Origin of the sequence: Microbacterium phoenicis, assembly GCF_047302325.1 — a bacterium.
Taxonomy (GTDB): Bacteria; Actinomycetota; Actinomycetes; order Actinomycetales; family Microbacteriaceae; genus Microbacterium.
In genome coordinates this window covers 874,406-895,036 of record NZ_CP154849.1, presented here as the reverse complement: position 1 = coordinate 895,036, position 20,631 = coordinate 874,406, and the positions used below count along the sequence as shown (strand labels likewise).

The 20,631-nt window shown below is 71.5% G+C and carries 22 protein-coding genes; 12 read left to right on the top strand and 10 right to left on the bottom strand.

Features of this window, described 5'->3' with window-relative positions; translation table 11 throughout:
- The first annotated feature begins 229 nt into the window (after positions 1 to 229).
- A complete protein-coding gene (locus ABCU91_RS04410; RefSeq protein WP_413354945.1) occupies positions 230 to 802 on the top strand; it encodes a WecB/TagA/CpsF family glycosyltransferase in 573 nt (190 codons plus the stop codon).
- Between the two features lie 156 nt (positions 803 to 958).
- Here ABCU91_RS04410 and ABCU91_RS04405 read toward each other — a convergent pair whose 3' ends face one another.
- From ABCU91_RS04405 to ABCU91_RS04390, 4 genes are all read right to left on the bottom strand, one after another.
- Entirely contained in the window at positions 959 to 2,137 is a 1,179-nt protein-coding gene (locus tag ABCU91_RS04405; protein WP_413354944.1) for a DegT/DnrJ/EryC1/StrS family aminotransferase, read from the bottom strand.
- Between the two features lie 63 nt (positions 2,138 to 2,200).
- Positions 2,201 to 3,265, bottom strand: a complete 1,065-nt coding sequence (locus tag ABCU91_RS04400; protein WP_413354943.1) for a Gfo/Idh/MocA family protein — start codon at positions 3,263 to 3,265, stop codon at positions 2,201 to 2,203.
- 530 nt (positions 3,266 to 3,795) lie between these two features.
- Entirely contained in the window at positions 3,796 to 5,049 is a 1,254-nt protein-coding gene (locus ABCU91_RS04395; protein WP_413354942.1) for a glycosyltransferase, read from the bottom strand.
- Positions 5,049 to 6,083: a hypothetical protein gene (locus ABCU91_RS04390; RefSeq protein WP_413354941.1), complete on the bottom strand. Its 1,035-nt coding sequence runs from the start codon at positions 6,081 to 6,083 to the stop codon at positions 5,049 to 5,051. Before ABCU91_RS04390 ends, ABCU91_RS04395 begins: the two co-directional genes overlap by 1 nt.
- A gap of 149 nt (positions 6,084 to 6,232) precedes the next feature.
- On the opposite strand from ABCU91_RS04390, the gene ABCU91_RS04385 reads away from it, so the two are divergent.
- From ABCU91_RS04385 to ABCU91_RS04365, 5 genes are all read left to right on the top strand, one after another.
- Positions 6,233 to 7,354 carry a glycosyltransferase gene (locus ABCU91_RS04385; RefSeq protein WP_413354940.1) on the top strand — a complete coding sequence of 374 codons (1,122 nt, stop codon included), beginning with the start codon at positions 6,233 to 6,235 and terminating at the stop codon, positions 7,352 to 7,354.
- Positions 7,351 to 8,457: a glycosyltransferase gene (locus ABCU91_RS04380; protein ID WP_413354939.1), complete on the top strand. Its 1,107-nt coding sequence runs from the start codon at positions 7,351 to 7,353 to the stop codon at positions 8,455 to 8,457. Before ABCU91_RS04385 ends, ABCU91_RS04380 begins: the two co-directional genes overlap by 4 nt.
- Positions 8,454 to 9,449 carry a glycosyltransferase gene (locus ABCU91_RS04375; RefSeq protein ID WP_413354938.1) on the top strand — a complete coding sequence of 332 codons (996 nt, stop codon included), beginning with the start codon at positions 8,454 to 8,456 and terminating at the stop codon, positions 9,447 to 9,449. The genes ABCU91_RS04380 and ABCU91_RS04375 overlap by 4 nt, the downstream gene beginning before the upstream one ends.
- Positions 9,446 to 10,255, top strand: a complete 810-nt coding sequence (locus tag ABCU91_RS04370; RefSeq protein ID WP_413354937.1) for a glycosyltransferase family 2 protein — start codon at positions 9,446 to 9,448, stop codon at positions 10,253 to 10,255. The genes ABCU91_RS04375 and ABCU91_RS04370 overlap by 4 nt, the downstream gene beginning before the upstream one ends.
- 61 nt (positions 10,256 to 10,316) lie before the next feature.
- Positions 10,317 to 11,000, top strand: a complete 684-nt coding sequence (locus ABCU91_RS04365) for a hypothetical protein (protein ID WP_413354936.1) — start codon at positions 10,317 to 10,319, stop codon at positions 10,998 to 11,000.
- Positions 11,001 to 11,015: 15 nt separating this feature from the next.
- Here the strand turns inward: ABCU91_RS04365 and ABCU91_RS04360 are convergent, their stop codons facing one another.
- From ABCU91_RS04360 to ABCU91_RS04350, 3 genes are all read right to left on the bottom strand, one after another.
- A complete protein-coding gene (locus ABCU91_RS04360) occupies positions 11,016 to 11,561 on the bottom strand; it encodes a dihydrofolate reductase family protein (RefSeq protein ID WP_413354935.1) in 546 nt (181 codons plus the stop codon).
- Positions 11,562 to 11,625: 64 nt separating this feature from the next.
- Positions 11,626 to 11,961, bottom strand: a complete 336-nt coding sequence (locus tag ABCU91_RS04355) for a hypothetical protein (protein WP_065571695.1) — start codon at positions 11,959 to 11,961, stop codon at positions 11,626 to 11,628.
- Positions 11,962 to 12,023: 62 nt separating this feature from the next.
- Positions 12,024 to 12,482, bottom strand: a complete 459-nt coding sequence (locus ABCU91_RS04350) for a GNAT family N-acetyltransferase (protein WP_406922793.1) — start codon at positions 12,480 to 12,482, stop codon at positions 12,024 to 12,026.
- Between the two features lie 89 nt (positions 12,483 to 12,571).
- Between ABCU91_RS04350 and ABCU91_RS04345 the strand changes: the two genes are divergently transcribed.
- On the top strand, positions 12,572 to 12,775 hold the full coding sequence (locus tag ABCU91_RS04345; RefSeq protein WP_091359906.1) for a hypothetical protein: 204 nt from the start codon (positions 12,572 to 12,574) through the stop codon (positions 12,773 to 12,775).
- Positions 12,776 to 12,790: 15 nt separating this feature from the next.
- On the opposite strand, the gene ABCU91_RS04340 is transcribed toward ABCU91_RS04345, so the two are convergent.
- The 3 genes from ABCU91_RS04340 to ABCU91_RS04330 form a co-directional block, all read right to left on the bottom strand.
- On the bottom strand, positions 12,791 to 13,027 hold the full coding sequence (locus ABCU91_RS04340; RefSeq protein WP_413354934.1) for a hypothetical protein: 237 nt from the start codon (positions 13,025 to 13,027) through the stop codon (positions 12,791 to 12,793).
- A 110-nt stretch (positions 13,028 to 13,137) separates the two neighbouring features.
- A complete protein-coding gene (locus ABCU91_RS04335) occupies positions 13,138 to 14,526 on the bottom strand; it encodes a cytochrome P450 (protein ID WP_413354933.1) in 1,389 nt (462 codons plus the stop codon).
- 73 nt (positions 14,527 to 14,599) lie between these two features.
- Positions 14,600 to 15,268 carry a hypothetical protein gene (locus ABCU91_RS04330; protein ID WP_413354932.1) on the bottom strand — a complete coding sequence of 223 codons (669 nt, stop codon included), beginning with the start codon at positions 15,266 to 15,268 and terminating at the stop codon, positions 14,600 to 14,602.
- 114 nt (positions 15,269 to 15,382) lie between these two features.
- Here ABCU91_RS04330 and ABCU91_RS04325 point away from each other — a divergent pair, with 114 nt between their 5' ends.
- From ABCU91_RS04325 to ABCU91_RS04305, 5 genes are read left to right on the top strand one after another with little or no spacing between them, the layout of a single operon-like run.
- Positions 15,383 to 16,333, top strand: a complete 951-nt coding sequence (locus ABCU91_RS04325) for a phosphodiester glycosidase family protein (RefSeq protein WP_413354931.1) — start codon at positions 15,383 to 15,385, stop codon at positions 16,331 to 16,333.
- A gap of 3 nt (positions 16,334 to 16,336) precedes the next feature.
- Positions 16,337 to 17,476: a GtrA family protein gene (locus tag ABCU91_RS04320; RefSeq protein WP_413354930.1), complete on the top strand. Its 1,140-nt coding sequence runs from the start codon at positions 16,337 to 16,339 to the stop codon at positions 17,474 to 17,476.
- On the top strand, positions 17,473 to 18,054 hold the full coding sequence (locus ABCU91_RS04315) for a DUF4956 domain-containing protein (RefSeq protein ID WP_413354929.1): 582 nt from the start codon (positions 17,473 to 17,475) through the stop codon (positions 18,052 to 18,054). The genes ABCU91_RS04320 and ABCU91_RS04315 overlap by 4 nt, the downstream gene beginning before the upstream one ends.
- A complete protein-coding gene (locus ABCU91_RS04310; RefSeq protein ID WP_413354928.1) occupies positions 18,051 to 18,863 on the top strand; it encodes a polyphosphate polymerase domain-containing protein in 813 nt (270 codons plus the stop codon). The genes ABCU91_RS04315 and ABCU91_RS04310 overlap by 4 nt, the downstream gene beginning before the upstream one ends.
- Complete coding sequence (locus ABCU91_RS04305) at positions 18,848 to 20,614, top strand: carbohydrate-binding domain-containing protein (protein WP_413354927.1); 1,767 nt, start codon at positions 18,848 to 18,850, stop codon at positions 20,612 to 20,614. Before ABCU91_RS04310 ends, ABCU91_RS04305 begins: the two co-directional genes overlap by 16 nt.
- The last annotated feature ends 17 nt before the right edge of the window (positions 20,615 to 20,631 follow it).

The window sequence follows — 20,631 nt, the reverse complement described above, 5'->3', positions numbered from 1 at the left end:
GACAGCTCTGCGACCCACGCCTGTCCGTGCAGCGAACGCGGCGAGCGGTCTGATGGCCATGCGCACAGTGACTTCACCGACACGGACTGATGCACACCTCACCGATGCATCGGACGCGTGCGACCTCATCGCCGCCACGATCCATGATCATCGTCTCTCGCCGCTCGCCGTGGTCCCGGCGACGCTCGACCATTATCCGACCGCACCTCCTGCCAGGGGCATCCGGCACTTGACCCTCGTCGACGACGGGCCGATGATGTCGCGCGCGCGGCGAGCAGCGGGAGCGGATCGGCCGCGGTGGCACGGCAGCGATCTGATCGGCGGCGTCCTGGACCGCGCGAGCGCCCAGCGCTGGCGCGTCGCGGTCGTGGGTGGAACTCCCGACATGCGCGAGACACTCCACCGGCGTGTGATGGCCGGCTGGCCCGGTGTCGCACTTATCGGCCACTGGACGCCGACGCCTGAACAGGTGTCGTCTCCAGGCGCGTCCGCGGAGATCGCGGAGCAGCTGCGGCACACCGACACCGACCTCGTGATCGTCTGCGTCGCTCGTGCCTCGCAGGAGCCGTGGATCGAGACGTTCGGCGAAGCCACGGGCGCACGCGTGCTGCTGGCTGCCGACACGGTGATGGATTTTCTGACAGGTCGAGTCGTGCGCGTCCCCCGGTGGGTCGGACGAGCCGGACTCGACAAGATGTGGCGGCTCATGCTCGAGCCGAAGCGATCAGCGGCGCGGGTCCTCATCGAGGAACCGCAGGCCTCTCTGGCCGACCGCCGATCCTCGGCTCATCACGATGCATGATCCGTCACCCGCACGCGGGCACGGCCGGACCTCCCCCCGTCCGTCCGTGCCCGCCTGATGGGTCGTTGAAGACCCATCCGGCGCCCGCCTGAGCGGATCCCTACGCGCACAGTCGCGCGACAGGGCCATCCGCTCGTCAGCGGAGAACGCAGGTGCTCAGCGGACGATCTCCGCCGCCGTCGCAACCGCACGCCGGGTCCCGGTCAGGACCGCGATGACGCGACCCTGCTCCGCATCCGTGAGCGCATGGTGAACCGGGAGGACGAGCGTGCCGTCCGTCAATCGGTCGGTCCCGGGCAAGCCCTCAGGCGGAGTGAGTGAACGGTACGGCGCCTGCCGGTGCGCGGCCGGCGTGCCGCGGCGCGCGAACACCCCTGCGTCGTGGAGCGCCGCGAGCAGCTGGTCGCGCTCGATCGGATAGACCCGCTCGACCTCGACCCAGAGGTCGAGGTCGTTGCCGGTGCCCCACGCAGGATCGGCGACGAGACGGAGGCCGGGGACGCCCTGCAGCTCCCGGCGATAACGATCGGCGATCTCGCGTCGCCGGCGAAGGATCGCGGGAAGCCTCATGAGCTGCACGAGACCCACCGCGGCCTGCAGATCGGTCATCCGGCAATCCCAGCCCACTTCGACGTACTCCTCAGCCGGCGGGAGCAGGACATCGGCGCCATCCTGCGCGGCAGCGTGCTTCGCGTGCCCGCGCAGACGCCTCGCTCGCGTGGCCCACCGCGCGTGGCTCGTCGTGAGCATGCCGCCCTCCCCGGTGGTGAGGAGGGAACGGTCGCTGAACGACCAGGCCGTGACCTCGGCCGTGGCTCCCACCGGCCGCGCGCGATAGGTCGATCCCGCGGCGCGCGCGGCGTCCTCGATCACGATGATCCCGAGCGGATCCGTCACATCGCGGATGTCCTCCAGATCGACGGGGATTCCCGCATGATCGACGACGACGACCGCCGTCGTGACCGGAGTGAGAACGCTCTCGATGGTCACCCCCGTGACGGTGCCGGTGTGCGGATCGACATCGGCGAAGACGGGCGTCGCACCGACGTGCCGCACGGCGTTCGCCGTGGCAATGAAGGCCAAAGACGGAACGACGACGTCGTCGCCGGGTCGCACGCCCGCCACGATCAGCGCCAGCTGCAGCGCAGCACTCCCGCTGGCGACGGCCACGGCATAGGGCGCCCTCATGACACCGGCGAACTCCTCCTCGAAGCGGGCGACCGTCAGCCCCTCTGCGATCCATCCTCCGGCGACGACGCGAGCGACCGCCTCGGCCTCCTCCGGACCGAGGCAGGGAACCATGACCTCGATGATCGACTCAGCCACGATCGTCATCCCGCACGAGGCCCGTGCCTGCAGCTCGACCGGCGACCGGGATACCGGTCGCGCGGCTCGTCGTCATGCCGCGACCCCGGCCGAGCGGCGCGCAAGCCGCAGGGGCTGCGGCACACCGTACGCAGCCAGGCTCCCCGCCGCCGCATCCAGGATCGACAGGACCCGCAAGCCCGCCGCCCCGCTCGTGCGCGGCGCGCGCTTCTCACGGATCGCCGAGGCGAATTCCGAGACCACGGCACCGAGGGCTTCCCGCTCCTCGACAGCCTGTGCGCGGATGCCTCCGAGGCGGAATGTGTCGGCGGCACGACGGTCGCGCGCGGTCGCACGCGAGATCGACGAGACGTCGACCCCCGGGTCGTAGACGCTGAGACGCTGTTCCGGATCGAGGTCGTCCCAGACGAGCGTGTGGCGCGTCCCGCCGATCACCATCCGACGGGTGCGGGTGGGACTCAGCCAGTTGACGTGCACGTGCGCCATCGCGCCCCCGTCGAGGGGCATCGAAAGATGGCCGATGCACGATTTGCCGGTGTTCGTCGGATCGGATCCGTGCGCTGCCACCGAGGTCGCCTGCAGGCCGCCAGGCAGGATGAAGTCCATGATCGACAGCTCGTGAGGCGCGAGATCCCAGAACACGTCGACGTCGGGCTGTGTGAGGCCGAAGTTGATGCGCACACTGTCGATGAAGAGGATGTCGCCGAGCGCACCGCCGGCGATCAGCTCGCGCATCTTCATCACGGCCGGTGTGTAGCACTGGGTGTGGTCGGTCATCAGCACGAGGCTGCATTCGGATGCCCGGCGCACCATCTCGGCGCCGCGTTTCTGCGTGTCGGCCAGGGGCTTCTCGACCATGACGTGCTTCCCCGCGTCGAGAGCCGCCATGGCGATCTCGTGGTGCGTGGCGGCAGGTGTGGCGATGGCTATCGCATCGACGAGCGGATCCGCGAGCACCGACCTGACCTCTGACGTGACCGGGGCCCCTCCCACCGCATCAGCCACCCGACGCGCACGATCGATGTCGACGTCGCAGATGGCCGCGAGATTCCACTCCCGACTGGCGCGCAGATTGCGCGCCAATTGAGGCCCCCAGTACCCCGCGCCGATGACGGCGATGTTCAGTTTCCTGCTCACGTGTGTCCCCCCACATTTCCCCAAGTCGTGCACGCTCCCCAAGAGCGCCCCCTCGCGGCTCACGCCGCCGACCGGACAGCGCCGTCACCGGTGCCGTCTCGGAGTCTTGTCGTCGCGGGGATTCGGGCCCCCGCCACGAAGTCATGCGCCGGCGCGCGAGTCGCATCGCCAGCCGCCGATAGGTGGTGTTCGGAGCCCTGCGCGGATCGGATGGGCACGAGAACGATCGGCGCGCAGGTGGGTACGAGAACGATCGGCGCATCGGTGCGCTCGCGGCTCGCCGCTCGTGCGACGGCTGTCCCCACTGTCCCCATTGCTCTTCCCCGGTCGCGAACACCCCGAGCAAGAGGTGCGTGCGTTAGACCGGCGCCGGCGACGATCCCATTCGTCGCCGGTGTGCACGCCTCCCCAGGCGGGCACGACCGGTGTCCCCGTCGATATGAAACCAGACCCGGGCGCTGCGCACAACACGATTCGTCACACGGATGGGGAAGGCCCGTCCCGCGGCCGATATGGGCTCGCCCGCGGTGTCAGCCCCACCCGCCGAGGTACGCGGCGACATCGGGCTCGCCGGCCAGGAGCCGGACCCCCTCGACGCGTTCCGACACGTGCGGGAACAGGTCTTCCCGACCCCAGCGCCCCTCTCGCGCGGACGCGCGCGACGAGCGGATGCGCAGGAGCACACCGTCGTCCTCGCCGAGGATGCTGACGGTGCCGATCCCGTCGCGCGCGATGCGCTCGAGGAGGTCGTCGAGTCGGCGATCCACGCGGACCTGCCGGACGATCTCGATGTGCAGCCGCACGCGGTCGAGGCGCCCCCGGGCGTCGATGAGGGCGGCGGCATCCACCCACTCCGATCCGGGGACGGCCGCGACGACGGAGTCGACGCTCACGAACGCAGCGCCCTCGGACGCTCCAGGTGGTGCGGTCACCGCGATGTCGACGTGCGACGAGGGCAGCCCGCGCGGGCGGGTCCGGGGGACCGGGATGAGGCCCGCAAGCAGGATCGCCTCTGCATTCCGGGTCGCACGATCGTGGTCGTCTCGGGCCCCGGCATCCGGTCCGTCGTGCCAGGCGACCGCCTCGGGGACGTGAGCGAGAAGCGCTCCGCTCAGCCACGCCCGGTACGTCCACTCCCAGTCCTCGCCGCCGTAGGAGCGGAACGACTCGTCGAAGCCGCCGGTCGCGTCGAAGACGACGCGACCGCAGGCGAGCACCGCACCGATCGTGTGCCGGTAGCTCCGGTCGTCGGCGTCCAGGAGGTTGCGGGAGCGGTCGTAGGCCTCGGCGAGCCAGGCGGGCTCGGGCAGTTCGCGCCCCGTCACGACGGAACGGACGTCTGCGACCGGCGCCACCCCGGTGAGGTCGGCGTGGCGCCGCCGCCCGACCGTGACGACGTCGGGGGCGAGCCCCGGCATCCGCGTCAGCTCGCGGACGAAACCGGGCTCGGGAACGGTGTCGGCATCGAGGAAGACGAGCACGTCGCCGGTCGCGTGAGCCGCGCCGAGGTTCCGGACCGCCGCGAGCCGGAACCCTTCGTCAGCGTGGCGGACGAGACGAACCCCCTCGGGAACGTCCGGTGCGACGGTCGACCCGTCATCGGCGACGATCACTTCGAGGCGGTCCACGGGGTGATCCTGCCCGGCGAGGCCCGCGAGGCACCTCGCGAGCTGTTCGGGCTGCTCGTAGTGGGCCACGACGACGGAGACCGACGGGGCGACATCGGGCGTGCGCCCGTCGAGAAGATCCCAGCGGTTGCCCGGCAGTGCGATGCCCCCCGTCATCACGCCGCCCACCAGCGGAGGTACGCGGCGGCCACGTCGTCGAGTGTCGGCGCCAGGGAGGCACCCGCCGCCAGCCGAGTGGATGCCGGATCGCGCCACGCCTCGACGAGTCGATCGGCGAGGTCGTCGGCGCGGTATCGCGCGAGCGTCCCCGGTCGCAGCCCGTCCATCTCCGCCGCGTACCGGGAGTCGACGACGAGCGGGCGCCGCCCGGCTTCGACCCAGTCGAGCATGGACCGCGAGGCCGACACGTGTTCGTGGGCGGCGAGCGGGATACCGGGGGCGGCGAGTTCGCGGGCGAAGACGTCGTCGCTCAGGAAACCGGTCACCTCGACGTCGACGCCCAGGGCGGCGGCCTCCTCCCGCAACTGCTCGACGTCGGCCTCGTGCCCGCGTGACGGTGCGCCGATCGCGCGAACGGCGACGACCTCCGGTCCGTCACCGCGCGCCCGCAGCACCTCGGCTGCGCGGGCCGCAGCGATCACCGCGGGGCGGTGTCCCTTGCCGGGGTAGATGAAACCGGCGATGAGGACGCGGAGGTCGCTGGCTCCGGTGTCGTCTCCGACGGGAGGGATGCCGGTGCGCGCCCCCAGGGCGATCGCGTGCGCCTGGGCGGAGCCGGGGAGGTACTCGTCCATCAGGTGCTGCTCGTGACGACTGTTGACGACGACCCGATCCGCCGCGGCGATCATGCGCGCATAGGCAGCACGGCGTCGGTCGAACATGGTGCCGTCGGAGGGCTGCGGAACGTCGTGGAGCGTCATCGTGAGGCGGCAGCGACCGGCCCACCGCTCGACGACGTCGGCGGCATCCTCCGGCCGGGAGCCGAACAGGCGGTCCGTCGCGTGCAGATGGACGCGTGCCCCCGCGTCGAGGCCGTCGAGAGCGAGGTCCCCGGACGGCACATCGGCGACTCGGACGACCGTCACGTCGGGGTGCACAGCCGTCACCGCAGCGGCGACGTCGTCCCCGTACCGGGTGACCCCGTGCCCCTCCGGACCGAGGACGAGCAGGACGGGAGGCGCAGAGATCACCTGGCATGGTTATCCGCCCGTGAGGGTGAGGTCAAGCCCCCCTCTCCGCTGCCGCTTCATTGCGTACGGTCGGGGCGTTCAGGCGCACCCATTCCACACTGGTCGGCGCGTTTCCCTCTGCTCGGCGCGATGGCGCCGGAAGGAGCCACGTGGATACGACGATGCGCATCGACCCGCCGACGGGAGCGGGATCCACCGCCGCGGTGACGATCGTCTCCGTCCCTGCGGGTCATCCGTACGTGCAGCAGGCCACCGCGGATCCTCGCGTGGCGGTGCTCGACGACCCGATCGCGCCCGGCTCGGACCCCGCGGTCTGGTGGCCGCCGGCAGCGCTCGATCCCGCCTGGATCCGCGCCTACGCCGACGAGGCATCCCTCCTCCACATCCACTTCGGCACGGAGTCCTTCCCGCCCGGGCACCTGACCGCATGCCTCGACGCGGCCCACGCCGTCGGGTGGCCCGTCGTGTTCACGCTCCACGACCTCGAGCACCCGCAACTGGGCGACAGCTCCGCCTACCTGGCGCAGCTCGACGAGATCATGGCGGGCGCCGACGCCGTCACGACGCTCACGGTCGGCGCAGCCCGCGCCGTGCGCGAACGGTGGGGTCGGCACGTCACCGTCATCCCGCATCCGTCGGTCCTCCCCCGCGACGCGACCATCGAACCGGCCGTCGGCGCGGGGCGCGTCGTCGGCGTCCACCTGAAGGACCTCCGGCCCAGCGTCGACGGACCGGGCACCGTGCGGACGCTCGACGCGGCACTCACCGCGCTCCGCGACGCGGGGCACGACGTCCGCGGCGAGGTCCGACTGCACCAGCGGGTACGCGACGCGGATGCCGCAGCCGAGGTGCGTGCGCTGTGCGCGGCATCCGACGCCCTCGACCTCGTCGAGCACGAGCGACTCGACGACGCCGGGCTCTTCGCGGCGTTGGCGCGACTGGACACCTGCGTCCTGCCCTACCGGCACGGCACGCACTCGGGATGGCTCGAGCTGTGCTGGGACCTCGGTGTCCCCGTCGCCGCCCCGAGGGTGGGGTTCTTCGCCGAGCAGCACGACGACGGTACGGTCGCGTCGTTCTCGCCGGGCGACGCGACGGAGCTCGCCGGCGCAGTGGCCGCGCTGTGGACCGCTCCGGCGTCACGCCCGGCGGGTCCCGCGCGGGATGCGCTGGTCGATCAGCGCCGTGGTGTGCGCTCCGTGATGGATGCCGCGATCGCCCAGCGTCATGCGGAGCTGTATCTCTCGTTGCTCGAAAGCCGCACCGCGTGAGCGCCCGCCCGCTCCGCATCGTCGTCATCGCACCGCTGCGCTTCCCCATCCGCCGCCCGCACGCCGGGGGTCTCGAATCCGCCGTCTGGGCCGAGGTCGACGCCCTCCGCCGTCGCGGCCACGAGGTCACGTTCATCGCACCGGAGGGGTCGGATTTCCTCTCCGACGCGGGCGTGTTCCGCCTGCCGCCCGTCGTGTGGCCCGAGGGCGCGCGGCCCACCGACAAGACCTGGCCCGAGAGCTACCACCGCGAGAGCGCGCCGGCGCTCGGTCGCGCCCTCGACCGGATCGCGGCGCACCCCGGGCGGTACGACGTGATCTCGAACCACTGCCTCGACGCCCTGCCGCTGCAGCGGGCGTCGCAGCTCGGCGTACCCATGGTGACGACCCTGCACACGCCGGTCGACGCGCTCGCGGTCGCCGCGCACGCCGCTGCCGACGGTGCCGGCTCGCAGTTCCTGTCGGTGAGCACGCACACGAAGACGCAGTGGGATGCCGCCGGTGTCCCCTCGACGCTTCTGCCCAACGGCGTCGACCCGCGCGCGTGGCCATTGGGCCCCGGCGGCGACGACCTGGTCTGGTTCGGCCGGATCGTGCCCGAGAAGGCTCCGCACGTCGCGGTGGAGGTGGCTCGGCGTCTCGGGCGGCGCCTGATGATCGCGGGTCGGATCGGCGACGAGGAGTACGCCCGCGATGTCGTGTTCCCGCGTCTCGGCCGCGGAGTCGAGTACGCGGGAGAGCTCGCTCCTGCGCCGCTCGCGGACCTCGTGGGACGCAGCGGCCTCGCCCTGGCGACGCCGGCGTGGGCCGAGCCGTTCGGGCTCGTCGGCCCCGAGGCGCTCATGTGCGGAACGCCCGTCGTCGGCTTCGCCGTGGGTGGCGTCCCCGAGATCGCTGCGGCGACGATGGGCATGCAGCTGGTCGCCGCGGACGACGTCGACGCGATGACGGAGCGCGCGGCGGCGATGCTGCCGAGCGGGAGGGATGCCGCGTTCCGCGCGGTCGTCCGCGAGACCGCCGAGCGCCGCTTCTCGCTCGACCTGCGCATCGACGCCCTCGAGGCGAGCTTCGCGCGACTGCTCGCGACGGAGAGCGCCGCGTGAGCGACGGCGCGCCCCGACTCGGGTGGTACGTCCACCACCACGGCCGCGGGCACCTCACCCGCCTGCTCGCGATCGCCCCGTACCTGGATGCCGCGGTCGACTGCCTCAGCAGCCTCCCTGCTCCTCCCGGCCTGCCCTCGGGATGGACCTGGACCGTCCTGGAGCGCGACGACGACGGCGGCAATCCCGTCGACCCGACCGTGGACGGGCTGCTGCACTGGGCACCCATCGGACACGTCGGTCACCGCTCTCGACTCTCGGTCATCGCCGCTGCGGCAACCGCGCGGCGGTGGGACGGCATGGTCGTCGACACGTCCGTCGAGGTGACGCTCCTCGCCCGCCTGCTGGGGCTCCGCACCGTCGTGGTGACGCAGCCGGGCAACCGCGTCGACCGCCCTCACCTGCTCGGCTTCGCGGCAGCCGACACCGTCCTGGCACCGTGGGCGCGCGGCATCCTGTCGCCCCCGCACCTCGGGGCGCTCGGCGACAAGGTCGTGCACACGGGCGGCATCAGCCGCTTCTCGGGCCGCCCTCCGGGGGGCGGGCGCAGCGACCAGGTCGTCCTGCTCACCGGCGCCGGCGGATCCGCCGTGGGCCCGGCGGCGATCCGGGATGCCGAGAAGGCGACGGGTCGGCCGTGGCGAATCCTCGGGGGCAGCGACTGGGCCGACGATCCTTGGGAAGCGCTGACCTCCGCCGCGGTCGTCGTCTCGTACGCCGGCCAGAACGCCGTCGCCGACCTCGCCGCCGCACACGCTCCCGCGATCGTCGTCCCCCAGGATCGCCCGTTCGACGAGCAGCGTGAAACCGGACGCGCCCTCCGACGCGCCGGCCTCGCCCAGGTTTCGGACGAATGGCCCGACGCCGCGGGGTGGCAGGACCTCGTCGAGCGTGCGTCGACCGCCCGGCCGGAATGGGAGCGGTGGGAGGTCGTCGGTGCGCCGCAGCGTGCGGCCACGGCCATCGTCGACACCGTGCGAGGCGACCGGTGAACGCCGCTGTCGTGAGCATGTGCTCCCGGCCGCGCGTCGACCACCTGCGCGCGCAGCTGCGCGCACTGGCGGGCGCGCGTGACGTCCGCCGCATCGTCGTCTGGATCGGCGACGACGACCCGCCGGAGCTGGACGCCGAGACGGTCATCCGGGTGCCCCCGGGCCCCGAGGGACTGCGACTGGCCGCCGGGCGCAACGCGGGCGCCGCTGCTGCCGAGGGCGCCGAGCTGCTCGTCTTCCTCGATGCGGACTGCATCCCGGGGCCCGACCTGCTGCGCCGGTACCGCGAGGCAGCCGAGCGCCACTCCGGCGCCGTCCTGTGCGGACCGGTCACCTACCTCGCCGAGGGGGTCACGGCATCCGACCCCGCTGACCTGGTGGTCCACACCTCTCCGCACGCCGCTCGGCCGATGCCCGCCGAGGGTGCGGAAAGGGTCGCCACTCCCGCGGAGTACGCACTGTTCTGGTCGCTCTCCTTCGCCCTCACGCCCGAGACCTGGCGGCGCATCGGCGGATTCGATGAGGCCTACGAGGGGTACGGCGGCGAGGACACCGATTTCGCGTTCCGGATGCGATCGCATGGGATCCCCCTCGTCTGGACGGGCGGAGCGCACGCCTACCACCAGTACCACCCGACGTCATCACCCCCGTGGCAGCACGTCGACGACATCCTCCGCAACGGCGCCCTGTTCCACCGGCGCTGGGACGAGTGGCCGATGACCGGGTGGCTCGAGGCCTTCGAGCGCGGCGGTGCGGTGGTGAGGGATGCCGCCGGCTGGCGGCGTGCCGACGGCATCCGTTCATAGGTGATCCTCGATCTTCGCAACGGGATGACCCGCCGAGCACCGCAGGTCGTATCCTTCGCTCATGACAGACACGGGGGCGAAGAGATGGCCCCGGAGCCAGCGCACCCGGGAGCTGACGCGCGTGCTTCGACCGGCCGGTTTCGAGCGCCGCGGCGACGAGTGGATTCTGGACACGTCTGAGCTCCGATGGTGGGTCCACCTCGGCACGGCACAGGGGGACACCCACGAGCACGAGCTGGCCGTGGGCTCCCTGATACTTCGGGACGGCGAGCCCAACTACGACGCCCCTCACCCCGCCACCTTCGGTCTGAGCGACCTGCCCGGTGCATCCCGCCGCCGGTATCTCGACACGGACGAGGCTGCCCAGGACCCCCTCGTCCTGGACGTCGAAACGCTTCTGATCCCGTTGCTCGCCAGGCTCAGGACGATCGATTCGGTGATCGAGATGTGGCTCGCCGGCGATGTCGCGGCGGGAACCGTCCGGGACAGTCGGCCGCTGCAGGTGTGGCACGCGTGGCTGCTCGCCAAGAGCACGGACCGGTACGCGCTCGCCGATCGCGCGCTGACGATCGCCAAGACCGTACGGTGGACGCCCGACGCCCGGAGGGCGCTGGCCGACCTGGGGATGCCGATCGATCGGCCGGCGGGGCGTGCGACGAACCTCACTGCTGTCGACCGCATCGTGCAGCGGGCCTACGTCCGCAGGTTCAGCCCGTACACCGATGCGGAGCGCCTGCCCCTGTGAAGCCGGGGAGGAACGTCAGCGCTTCGGCACGTAGGTCTCCGCGGTCACGCCGGAGGCGAACGAGACGCGATCGACGAGCTCCAGATCCAGCGGATCCCGCAGGCCCTCGAACAAGCGAGGACCGTGGCCAGCGAGGCGAGGATGGACCACGAACGTGTACTCGTCGATGAGCTTCCAGCCCGCGAGCGTCGTCGCGAGAGTGACGCCCGCCGTGTACAGCCCGTCCCCCGGCATCGCCTTGAGCGACTCGACCTCTGCGCGCAGGTTTCCGGTGATCAGCTCGGCGTTCCAGTCCACCGAGCCCAGCGTCGACGAGACGACGTACTTCTTCGCGGCGTCGATGGTCTGCGCGAACGGCTGCATCCACGCCGGGCGCCCGTCGGATGCCGGTGGACGCCAGGCATCCTCCATCATCCGGTAGACGGTGCGGCCGAACAGAAGGGCGTCGGCTCGCGCGATCTGCTCCGCGGCGTGCGCGTGCGTCTGCGGATCGGGGATGCCGGCGAGGTGGTCGACGCAGCCGTCGAGGGTGACGTTGATGGAGTAGCGGAGGGGGCGCACAGCGCGAGGCTACGCCCGGACCCCGGCCCCGCGCATCAGCCGATCGACCACCGCCGTGCGCGCGTCAGAACGACTCCTCGAACCAGGGGTCGTCCTCCTCGTAGGGGTACTCGCCCACAGACGCCGGCGGGTGGACGAGTCGGTCGTTGCGACTGAGCAGATCCATGACGGCCGACTCGTCGTCCAGACGGACCGCGAACCCCGTGTGCGGCGTCGTGTAGAGCTGGCTCGCGGGGCCGATGAGCATCGACGAGGTCGCCGCGCCTTCGGTGGTCGAGATGGGGACGGTGATGAGGTCAGAGGCCTTCTGCTCCGCGAGGCTCTTCGCGTACCGCATCACCGCATCCGCGATCGCGTCCGTCGTCACGACGTAACCATCGGAGTAGTGCAGTTCGAGCATCTGACGATGGTGCGGGTCGTTCGCGTCACCGAGATGGGGGTCGCGCCCCCGGCATCCGTCTCCTACACTGCGGCGTCTGCGGAACGGGTCATCGGCACGTGCGGAATGCGGTCCTCGACGTAGGACGCACCGCTCACGACGAACCCGAAGCGGCCGTACCAATCGGCCAGGTGCTCCTGCGCGTCGAGGACGAATGGACGCGAGGCGTCCCGGGCGATCGCATGTTCGATCGCGAGGCGCATGAGGTCGGCGCCGACACCTCGGCCGCGAGCGGCGGCGCTCGTGACCACGCGTCCGATCCGCCACCGCGTGCCCTCGTCCAGCAGACGGAGCGTCCCGAGGACCTCGCCGTCCTCCTCCGCCCACGCGAGGAGGGCGCCGGACTCGATGTCGCGACCATCGAGCTCCGGGTAGGCAGCCTCCTGCTCGACGACGAACACGCCGACCCGCAGCCACAGGATCCGGTAGAGGGTCGTCGCCGGGATCTCGGCGAGCGGGGACAGATGGATGCCGACGGTCACCGCTTCACGCTACGCGACCCGGACCACCACACTCCCCCTGTGCTCGCAAGCCCCTGCCGCGAGCTCCGCCGGAGTCGGAGCGTGGGGGCATGAGCGAATCCGATGACATCCGACAGCCCCTGGACCACCTGCCCAAGAAGGAGGACCGCGACCGCGCGATCGAGATCGAGGAGCCGTCCTACCCCGGCACCGATTCCCCGCACGGCGAGTCGGCGGCATCTCCCGCGACGGCAGCGGAACCGGACGAGCCCGCCCGCCACGGCGTCGCGAAGCTCCCGCCCACCGGTCGGTGAACCGGGTTCGGGGCGTCAGCCGCGCCGGATGACGCCCTGAACCGGCTCCCCCGCCCGCGACCGCAGCCACCGGGTCGCGAAGAACAGGGCGACGCCGACGACGAGCAGGCCCGCACCGAACAGCCAGACGGTCCCGGACTGCTGGGTGAGCAGCAGGATGCAGGACGCGATGCCGAGAATCGGTCGGACGCCACCCTGCGGGCGCCGCCTTCCCGCGCGGACCCCCTTGCGCCGCGCGCCGGGCTGTGGCATCCACGCCCGGTCGCGTCGACATCATGTCCTCTCGCCGACACCACACGCTGCGGGCGCGCGGGACGTGTGACCTCGGCGAGAGGACATGATCCGGACGCGCGGATTCGGCCTCAGGCGCGGTGGAAGGGGCAGCGTGCGCCGCCCTCCGGCGACCCGGCCGCGCGGACGCGACCGCCGGAGCGGGGCTTGGTCGGCATCCGGCGCTCGTTCACGTCGAGGCCCGCGGGAAGGATCGCCAGCCGCGGGTCGCTCATCGCACTGATGGATGCCGCGAGCCCGGCGATCGCGAGCTTCTCGCCCGGGCAGCGGTGCCCGGTCGCGACGTCGGCGCCGCCGTGCGGCACGAAGGCGGCGATCGCCTCGTAGTCGTCTGCGCCGACGAAGCGCTCGGGATCGAACTCGTCCGCCCGGTTCCAGGAGCGCTCGTCGGTGTCGGTCCCGAGGATGTCGAGCACGATCCGCCCGCCGGCGCGGACCGTGCGGCCGTCGACCTCGATCTCCTGCGTCGCGAACGCGGGGAGCATCGGGACGAACGGCGACGTGCGGCGGATCTCCTGCGCGAAGGCGGTCGCGAGGGGACCGTCGACGAGCGATCCGCGATCGGCGACCTCGGCTGCGATCCGCTCGCGCCATTCCGGGTGCTCCTGCAGGCGCTTCGCCGCGAAGGCCGTGAACCGCGCAACGGCGATCATCGGCCGGAAGCTGTTCTGCAGCTCGATGCCCGCCAGGCGCGCGGGCAGCAGCTGACCGTCGCGATCGCGGTGCCATGCCCAGGCGTTCAGGGCCGTGCCGGCCTGCGCGTCGAGGCGACCCGCGCGCACCGCCCGGATCAGCCGCTCGGCGTGACGGTCGGACCAGCGCCGGTTCGCGAACGCCAGCAGGTACTCGGGCGAGTACGGCACCCCGAACCCGTCGACGATCTGCGCCTGCCGGCGAGCCCATCTCGTCTTGGCGTCGCCGGTGCCCGGCATCCCCGCCCAGCGCATGATCGCGCGCCCGAGAGCACCGACCGCCGCGTCGTACGCCGACTGTTCACCCCCGGCGATCCAGGCGTCGACTTCGTGCCGCCACTCCCGCTCGAGGTGCGGCCGCAGCCGGGCGACCTGCTCGTCCTCGTACAACGCCGAGACGAACGTGGCCTTGCGGTGCCGATGCTCCTCGCCGTCGAGGCTGTGCACCGAGTCGTGCCCGAAGAGGGTCTCCTGGATGAACGGCGGCATCGCGCCGTGCCGTGCCACGCGCTCGTCGTCGTAGAACGCCGCCACTCCCTCGGCGCCCCGGACGAGCAGCGCATCGGAGAACAGCAGACGCAGAGGCGCAGAGCGCGCCCCCCGCGGAGCGCGGCTCCAGATGCGCTCGCCGAACCGGTAGCCGCGGGTCAGGAGCGACGCCGAGTCGTCGCGCCAGGCAGGGCGCGAGACGACGCCGAGCGTCGGATCCGCGGCGCGCTCGGCGCGGGTCGAGGGGACGGCGGTCGAGGGCTCATCGATGGTCGACATGCGTCGACGCTCGCAGCGGCGGACGGCCTCTGCCCAGGGGTGTGCGTCCACGGATGCCGTGTGGTAACCGGCCTCAGTCGCACTCCTCGCGGGGGCCGGCATAGAACCAGATCCCGGAGTCTTCGGGCGACGAGACGGTCCTCTGCACGCCCAGCCCGGAGACGTTCACCTCAGGCGGGGTCGGCATGAAGCCGGAGCAGTCGGTGTACCCATCGGCATCCGCTGCGTTCGCTTCGAGGATGACCGTGAACGCCTGCTGTTCCCCGGCGGGGACGGGCATGCCCTCGATGGCGAAGACCGCCTCATCGTCGGTGTCGGCGAGCCTCGTCTGTCCGTTCGGGTTGACCATCGTCGGCCGGACGAGGGAGACGTGCTCCTCCTGCATCCCCGGGAGGGCGACGGCCTGGGCATCGACCTCGCTCCAGCCGTCGTTGACGACGAAGAACCGGATCGCGCAGGTCATCCCGGGCTCGACCCACAGAACCGACGAGTAGAACGTCTCGTCCCACGCGAAGCCGTTGTCACCCGTGACCTCGCCCGACGCGCCCGACGGCTGGAGGCCCACCTCGGCGCCTTCGCATACGACCGGCCGCGCGTCGTAGACGATCCGCACCGCGCCGAGCGCCGTCCATGCGGCGATCTGCCACCCGGCGACCACCACGGCGATCGCCCCGACCGCGAGCACGGCGATCAGCATCCACCGGCGCCGCCCGATCGACCGACCCGCGTCCGGTCGTGTCACGACCATCGTCTCCCCCATAGCCCGATCATGGCAGGCGCCCGGCTCCGATGCCCGTTAATGCCGTTCTCAGGAACGGTCAACGTCCGCCCGATGCCGGCTCCGTATCCCTGAAGGATGCCGCACACCACCAGACCCCGCCGCCTCCGCACCGCCTTCCTTTCCGGCGGCCTCGCCCTCGCGCTCGCCGTCGGCGGCGCGACGGCGTGGGCCGCGGATCGCTTCCTCATCGAGCACGTCGAGATCTCGGACGTCTCGGCCTACGAGGCCAAGAACTCGACCACCACCCCGACCACCGAGTCCGCGTCCGCCACGGGAACGGTCGAGGGCGATACCTACTCCGACGGCGAGACGAGCGTCACCGTCTCGGAAGTCGTGACCGGCTCGGGCGATGACACCCTCACGTACTTCGTCGCGGACGTCGTCCTGGCAGATGCGACGCGGCTGCGATCCGCCTTCGCGAAGGACCAGTTCGGCGAGAACATCACCGAGACGACCAGCGGTATCGCCGAAGACAACGACGCCGTCTTCGCGATCAACGGCGACTACTACGGGTTCCGCGACTCGGGGATCGTCATCCGCAACGGCGTCGTCTACCGCGACTCCCCCGCTCGGACAGGCCTCGCCTTCTACAGCGACGGCACGGTCCGGGTGTACGACGAGACCACCACGAACGCCGACGAGCTGCTGGCCGACGGCGTCTGGAACACCCTCAGCTTCGGTCCGGCGATCGTCGAGGACGGAGCCGCGGTCGACGGCATCGAGGACGTCGAGGTCGACACCAACGTCGGCAACCACTCGATCCAGGGTGAGCAGCCCCGCACCGCCGTCGGCGTCATCGACGAGAACCATCTCGTCTTCGTCGTCGTCGACGGCCGCGCAGAGGGGTACAGCCGCGGCGCGACCCTGACCGAGCTCGCCGACATCATGGCCGGGCTGGGCGCCGAGACGGCGTACAACCTCGACGGCGGCGGTTCGTCGACGATGTACTTCGACGGCGAGGTCGTGAACCAGCCCTCGAACGGCGGCGAACGCGGCACCAGCGACATCCTCTACATCGGGGAGTGAGCCGTGATCGTCCTCATCCCCGCCTACGAGCCGGGCGCCGCCTTGCTCGACCTCCTCCGCGATCTCGCGGCTGCTGCACCCGGCACACCGGTCGTCCTGGTGGACGACGGCAGCGGGCCGGCGTACGACGTCGTCTTCGCCGAGGCATCCATCCTCGGGGCGACCGTCCTCGGCCACGTCCGCAACCGCGGGAAGGGCGCGGCACTGCGGACAGGGGTCACCCACGCGATGCACGCGTTCCCCGGCCGTGTCGTGGTCACCGCCGACGCCGACGGGCAGCACACGGCGTGCGACATCCTGCGCGTCGGCGACGCGACCGTCGCGGCGGTGGACCGCGGCGACCCGGTGATGGTGCTCGGATGCCGAGACGTCGACCGTCCCGGCAATCCCCTCCGCAGCCGCGTCGGCAATCGAGCCGCACGCGCCGCGTTCCGCGCGAGCGCCGGCTGGTCCCTCTCCGACACGCAGACGGGACTGCGCGGCATCCCCGCCGTCATGCTGCCCTGGCTGCTCCAGCAGCGGGGGGATCGCTTCGAGTACGAGCAGAACGTCCTCCTCCGGTGCCGTCGGGACGGGTGGTCGACGGTCGAGGTCCCCATCGAGACCGTCTACGTCGCCGGTAACGCTTCGAGCCACTTCCGCCCTGTCGTCGACACGCTCAGGATCGGGATGCCGCTCCTCCTGTTCGCGGCGTCCTCGCTGCTCTCGTTCGCTCTCGACGCCGTCCTTCTGCTCATCCTCCACGCCGCGACCGGTGCTCTCGTCCCCTCGATCGTCGCGTCCCGCATCGTCAGCGCGAGCATGAACTTCGCCCTCAACCGCCGGGTGGTCTTCCGACGCGAGGGTCGTGGGCCGCTCGTGCGCGAGGCCATGCGATACGCCGCCCTCGCCGCCGCCCTCCTCGCCACGAACATCGCGTGGATGAGCGCCCTCACGGCGCTCGGCATGGGGATCGTGCCCGCCAAGGTTGCCACCGAAACCGCGCTGTTCGTTCTGGGATACCTGATCCAGCGCGGCGTCGTCTTCGCCCGTAACCCGCAGCGGCCACCGCTCGAATCGGCCGTCAATGCGTCTCTTATGAACGGTGAAGGTATCCCGACTCGGATGGAGATCGTCACCACAGATCCCCGGAGGAACCCATGACCATCCCCTCGATCCTGCTCATCGCGATCGACCTCGCCGCCGCCCTCGTCCTGAGCCTCGGCCTCTACTACCGGCGCCACCGGCGGCGGGACCTCGTGGTCGCCTTCCTCGGCGTCAACGTCGGCGTGATGGCCGTCGCGAGCGTGCTGGGAACGGCGGAGGTCGCGCTCGGCCTCGGCCTCGGTCTGTTCGGCGTGCTGTCGATCATCCGGCTCCGGTCGTCCGAGATCTCGCAGCGCGAAGTGGCGTACTACTTCGCCGCCCTCGCGATGGGCCTCATGGCGGGCCTGCCGACCACCGACATCCGGCCCGTCGCCGCGCTCATCGCCCTGATCCTCGGCGTCCTGTGGGCGGCCGATCACCCACGCGTCCTCTCGCGCAGCCGCCACCAGATCGTCCGGCTCGACCGCGCCGAGTCCGACGAGGCCACCCTTCGCGCCGTCGTCGGGCAGCGCGTCGGCGGCGAGATCACCTCGCTCACGGTGCAAGAGCTCGACTTCGTGAACGACACGACGCTCGTGGACGTGCGCTTCCGGATCAGCACGGAGGCCCGCGTCGCTGCCGAGGTCATCCGATGAACGCCCCCGCCGACAATTTCGCCCGATTCGGCGCGGTCGGCCTCGACGAGATGATCGCGGACGCCGCCCTGCTGGCACGCGTGGACCGCAAGTACGTCATCCCGCAGACCGCGCTCGCCCACCTCCTCGGGGGGATCGACGACGGCACCCGCATCCTCGAGATCGCCGGCGCGCGCAGATTCGCGTACGAATCGGTCTACTTCGACACGCCGGACCTCCTGAGCTTCCACATGGCCGCGCACCCCCGACGCCGCCGCTTCAAACTGCGCACCCGCACCTACGTCGACACGGACGCCGCCTACCTCGAGATCAAGACCCGGGGCGCGCGCGGGACGACGGTGAAGGACCGATCCGAGTACGACATCACCCGGCGCGCCGTGCTGACCCGACGCGCGAAGGAGGACGTGGCCGCTGCCTTCGCCGCGATCGGTGTCGACACCCGTCGCGTCGACGAGCTGGACGCCACCCTCACGACCCGGTACTCCCGGGCGACGCTGCTCGCGCCCGACGGGTCGTCCCGGGCGACGATCGACACCGACCTCCGATGGGAACGCCCGGACGGTGCCGGTTTCGCGCTCCCCGGTCTCGCCATCCTCGAGACGAAGTCACCGTCGTCGGCATCGTCTCTCGACCGACTGCTCTGGCGCGCGGGACATCGACCCGTCTCGGTCAGCAAGTACGCCACAGGTCTCGCCGCGCTGAGCCCCGACCTGCCCCGCAACCGCTGGGGCCGGCTCCTGCGCGGAGCCTTCTCCGAACCGTCCACCACCATCTCTCACCCCGAGGAGCTGCCATGCGCCGCCGCCTGATCCTTCCGACCCTGCCCCTGGCCCTCGCCGGACTCCTGCTGACCGGCTGCGCCGTCACCGGGGTCACCACGTCAGGGAGCGCCACCACGTCGACGACCGGTAGCGGCACGACGACCGCCGTCGAAGCGGCCGTCGACTCCGACCTCGACCCTGCCGCGGTGCTCGCCGCGAACCAGGAGGCCACCGTCGTCGCCGACGACGACTGGTCGGCGGACGACGCCGTGGACATCACGCTGACGGGCTCATCCGCGACGACATCCGCAGACGGCGTGGATGCGAGCGGCAACACCGTCACCCTCACCGCCGCGGGCGTCTACCGCCTGAGCGGGGACCTCACCGGGTCGGTCGTCGTCGCCGCCCCCGAGGACGCGCAGGTCGTCCTGATCCTCGACGGCGTCGACATCACCAACGCCGACGGGGCCGCGATCTCTGTGACGACGGCCGACGACGTCGTCCTCTCCCTCGCGGAGGGAAGCCGGAACAGCGTGTCGGACGCATCCTCGTACGACAATGCCGCCGAGGCCAACGCGGCGATCTACGCCGACGCCGACCTCACGGTGACGGGCACCGGTTCGCTGGCCGTCACCGGGAACGGCAACGACGGCATCACGAGCACGGACGACCTCGCGATCACCTCGGGCACGATCACGGTGGATGCCGCCGACGACGCACTCCGCGGGAAGGACGCGCTCGTGATCTCGGGCGGCACCCTCGACCTCGCCGCGAGAGGCGACGCTCTCAAGAGCGACGACGACGAGGACGCCACCCGCGGTTACGTGTGGATCTCGGGCGGTACCGTCTCGGCGACCAGCGGTGACGACGGGATCGCGGCGGCCACCGATGCCGTCATCACGGGCGGGACCGTCACCCTCCGAGCGGAGGGTGCGGCGGATGCCGGGGCCAAAGGCATCAGCGCAGGAGTGGTCGTCTCGATCGGCGACGGAACGGTCGATGTCACCGCCACCGACGACGGCCTTCACTCCAACGGCTCGATCGGGATCGTCGGCGGCGTGACGACGGTCTCCTCCGGCGACGACGGAGCACACGCCGACGCCGCATTGGAGATCGCCGCGGGCAGCCTGACCATCGCGGAATCGTCCGAGGGCCTCGAGGCCACCGACATCACCATTAGCGGCGGAGAGGTCGCCGTGACGGCATCCGACGACGGACTCAACGGCAGCGGCGATTCCGCAACCGACTCCGCCACGGAAGGCGGCGCGGGCGGCGGCCCGGGCGGTGGGGGCATGTCCGACACGGGCGAGACCATCACGATCTCGGGTGGCACGCTCACGGTCGACGCCGGCGGCGACGGCATCGACTCGAACGGCTCGGTCACCGTGACCGGCGGCGACATCGTCGTCTGGGGTCCGACCATGCAGGGCAACGGCGCGCTCGACAGCAACGGCGGCTTCGAGGTCACCGGCGGCACCCTCCTGGCCGTCGGGAGCTCGGGCATGGCCGAATCCCCCGATGCCGCGTCGGCGCAGGCGTGGGTCGCCGCGACGATCAGCGGGGCGGCGGGCGATGAGATCGAGATCACGGATGCCGACGGCACCGTCATCGCATCCACGGCGGCCGCCAAGCAGTTCGAGACGGTCGTGTTCTCCTCGTCCGACGTCGCAGGGGACGGCGCCTACACCGTGACCGTCGGAGGCGAATCCGTCACCGCCACCGCGGGCGAGGCCATCGCCGGCGGGATGGGCGGCGGCCCCGGCGGCGCCCATCCGGGCGGTGGCGGCGGCCGCTCCTGATCCCCGACCGTGCGACG

Coding starts and splice junctions, on each gene's coding strand:
- ABCU91_RS04355 (WP_065571695.1), bottom strand. CDS start 11,961: ATGCTCGAACTGCACTACTCCGATGGTTACGTCGTGACGACGGACGCG.
- ABCU91_RS04340 (WP_413354934.1), bottom strand. CDS start 13,027: ATGCCACAGCCCGGCGCGCGGCGCAAGGGGGTCCGCGCGGGAAGGCGG.
- ABCU91_RS04325 (WP_413354931.1), top strand. CDS start 15,383: ATGCCGCACACCACCAGACCCCGCCGCCTCCGCACCGCCTTCCTTTCC.
- ABCU91_RS04305 (WP_413354927.1), top strand. CDS start 18,848: ATGCGCCGCCGCCTGATCCTTCCGACCCTGCCCCTGGCCCTCGCCGGA.
- ABCU91_RS04405 (WP_413354944.1), bottom strand. CDS start 2,137: ATGACGATCGTGGCTGAGTCGATCATCGAGGTCATGGTTCCCTGCCTC.
- ABCU91_RS04395 (WP_413354942.1), bottom strand. CDS start 5,049: ATGACGGGGGGCATCGCACTGCCGGGCAACCGCTGGGATCTTCTCGAC.
- ABCU91_RS04315 (WP_413354929.1), top strand. CDS start 17,473: ATGACCATCCCCTCGATCCTGCTCATCGCGATCGACCTCGCCGCCGCC.
- ABCU91_RS04345 (WP_091359906.1), top strand. CDS start 12,572: ATGAGCGAATCCGATGACATCCGACAGCCCCTGGACCACCTGCCCAAG.
- ABCU91_RS04365 (WP_413354936.1), top strand. CDS start 10,317: ATGACAGACACGGGGGCGAAGAGATGGCCCCGGAGCCAGCGCACCCGG.
- ABCU91_RS04310 (WP_413354928.1), top strand. CDS start 18,051: ATGAACGCCCCCGCCGACAATTTCGCCCGATTCGGCGCGGTCGGCCTC.
- ABCU91_RS04335 (WP_413354933.1), bottom strand. CDS start 14,526: ATGTCGACCATCGATGAGCCCTCGACCGCCGTCCCCTCGACCCGCGCC.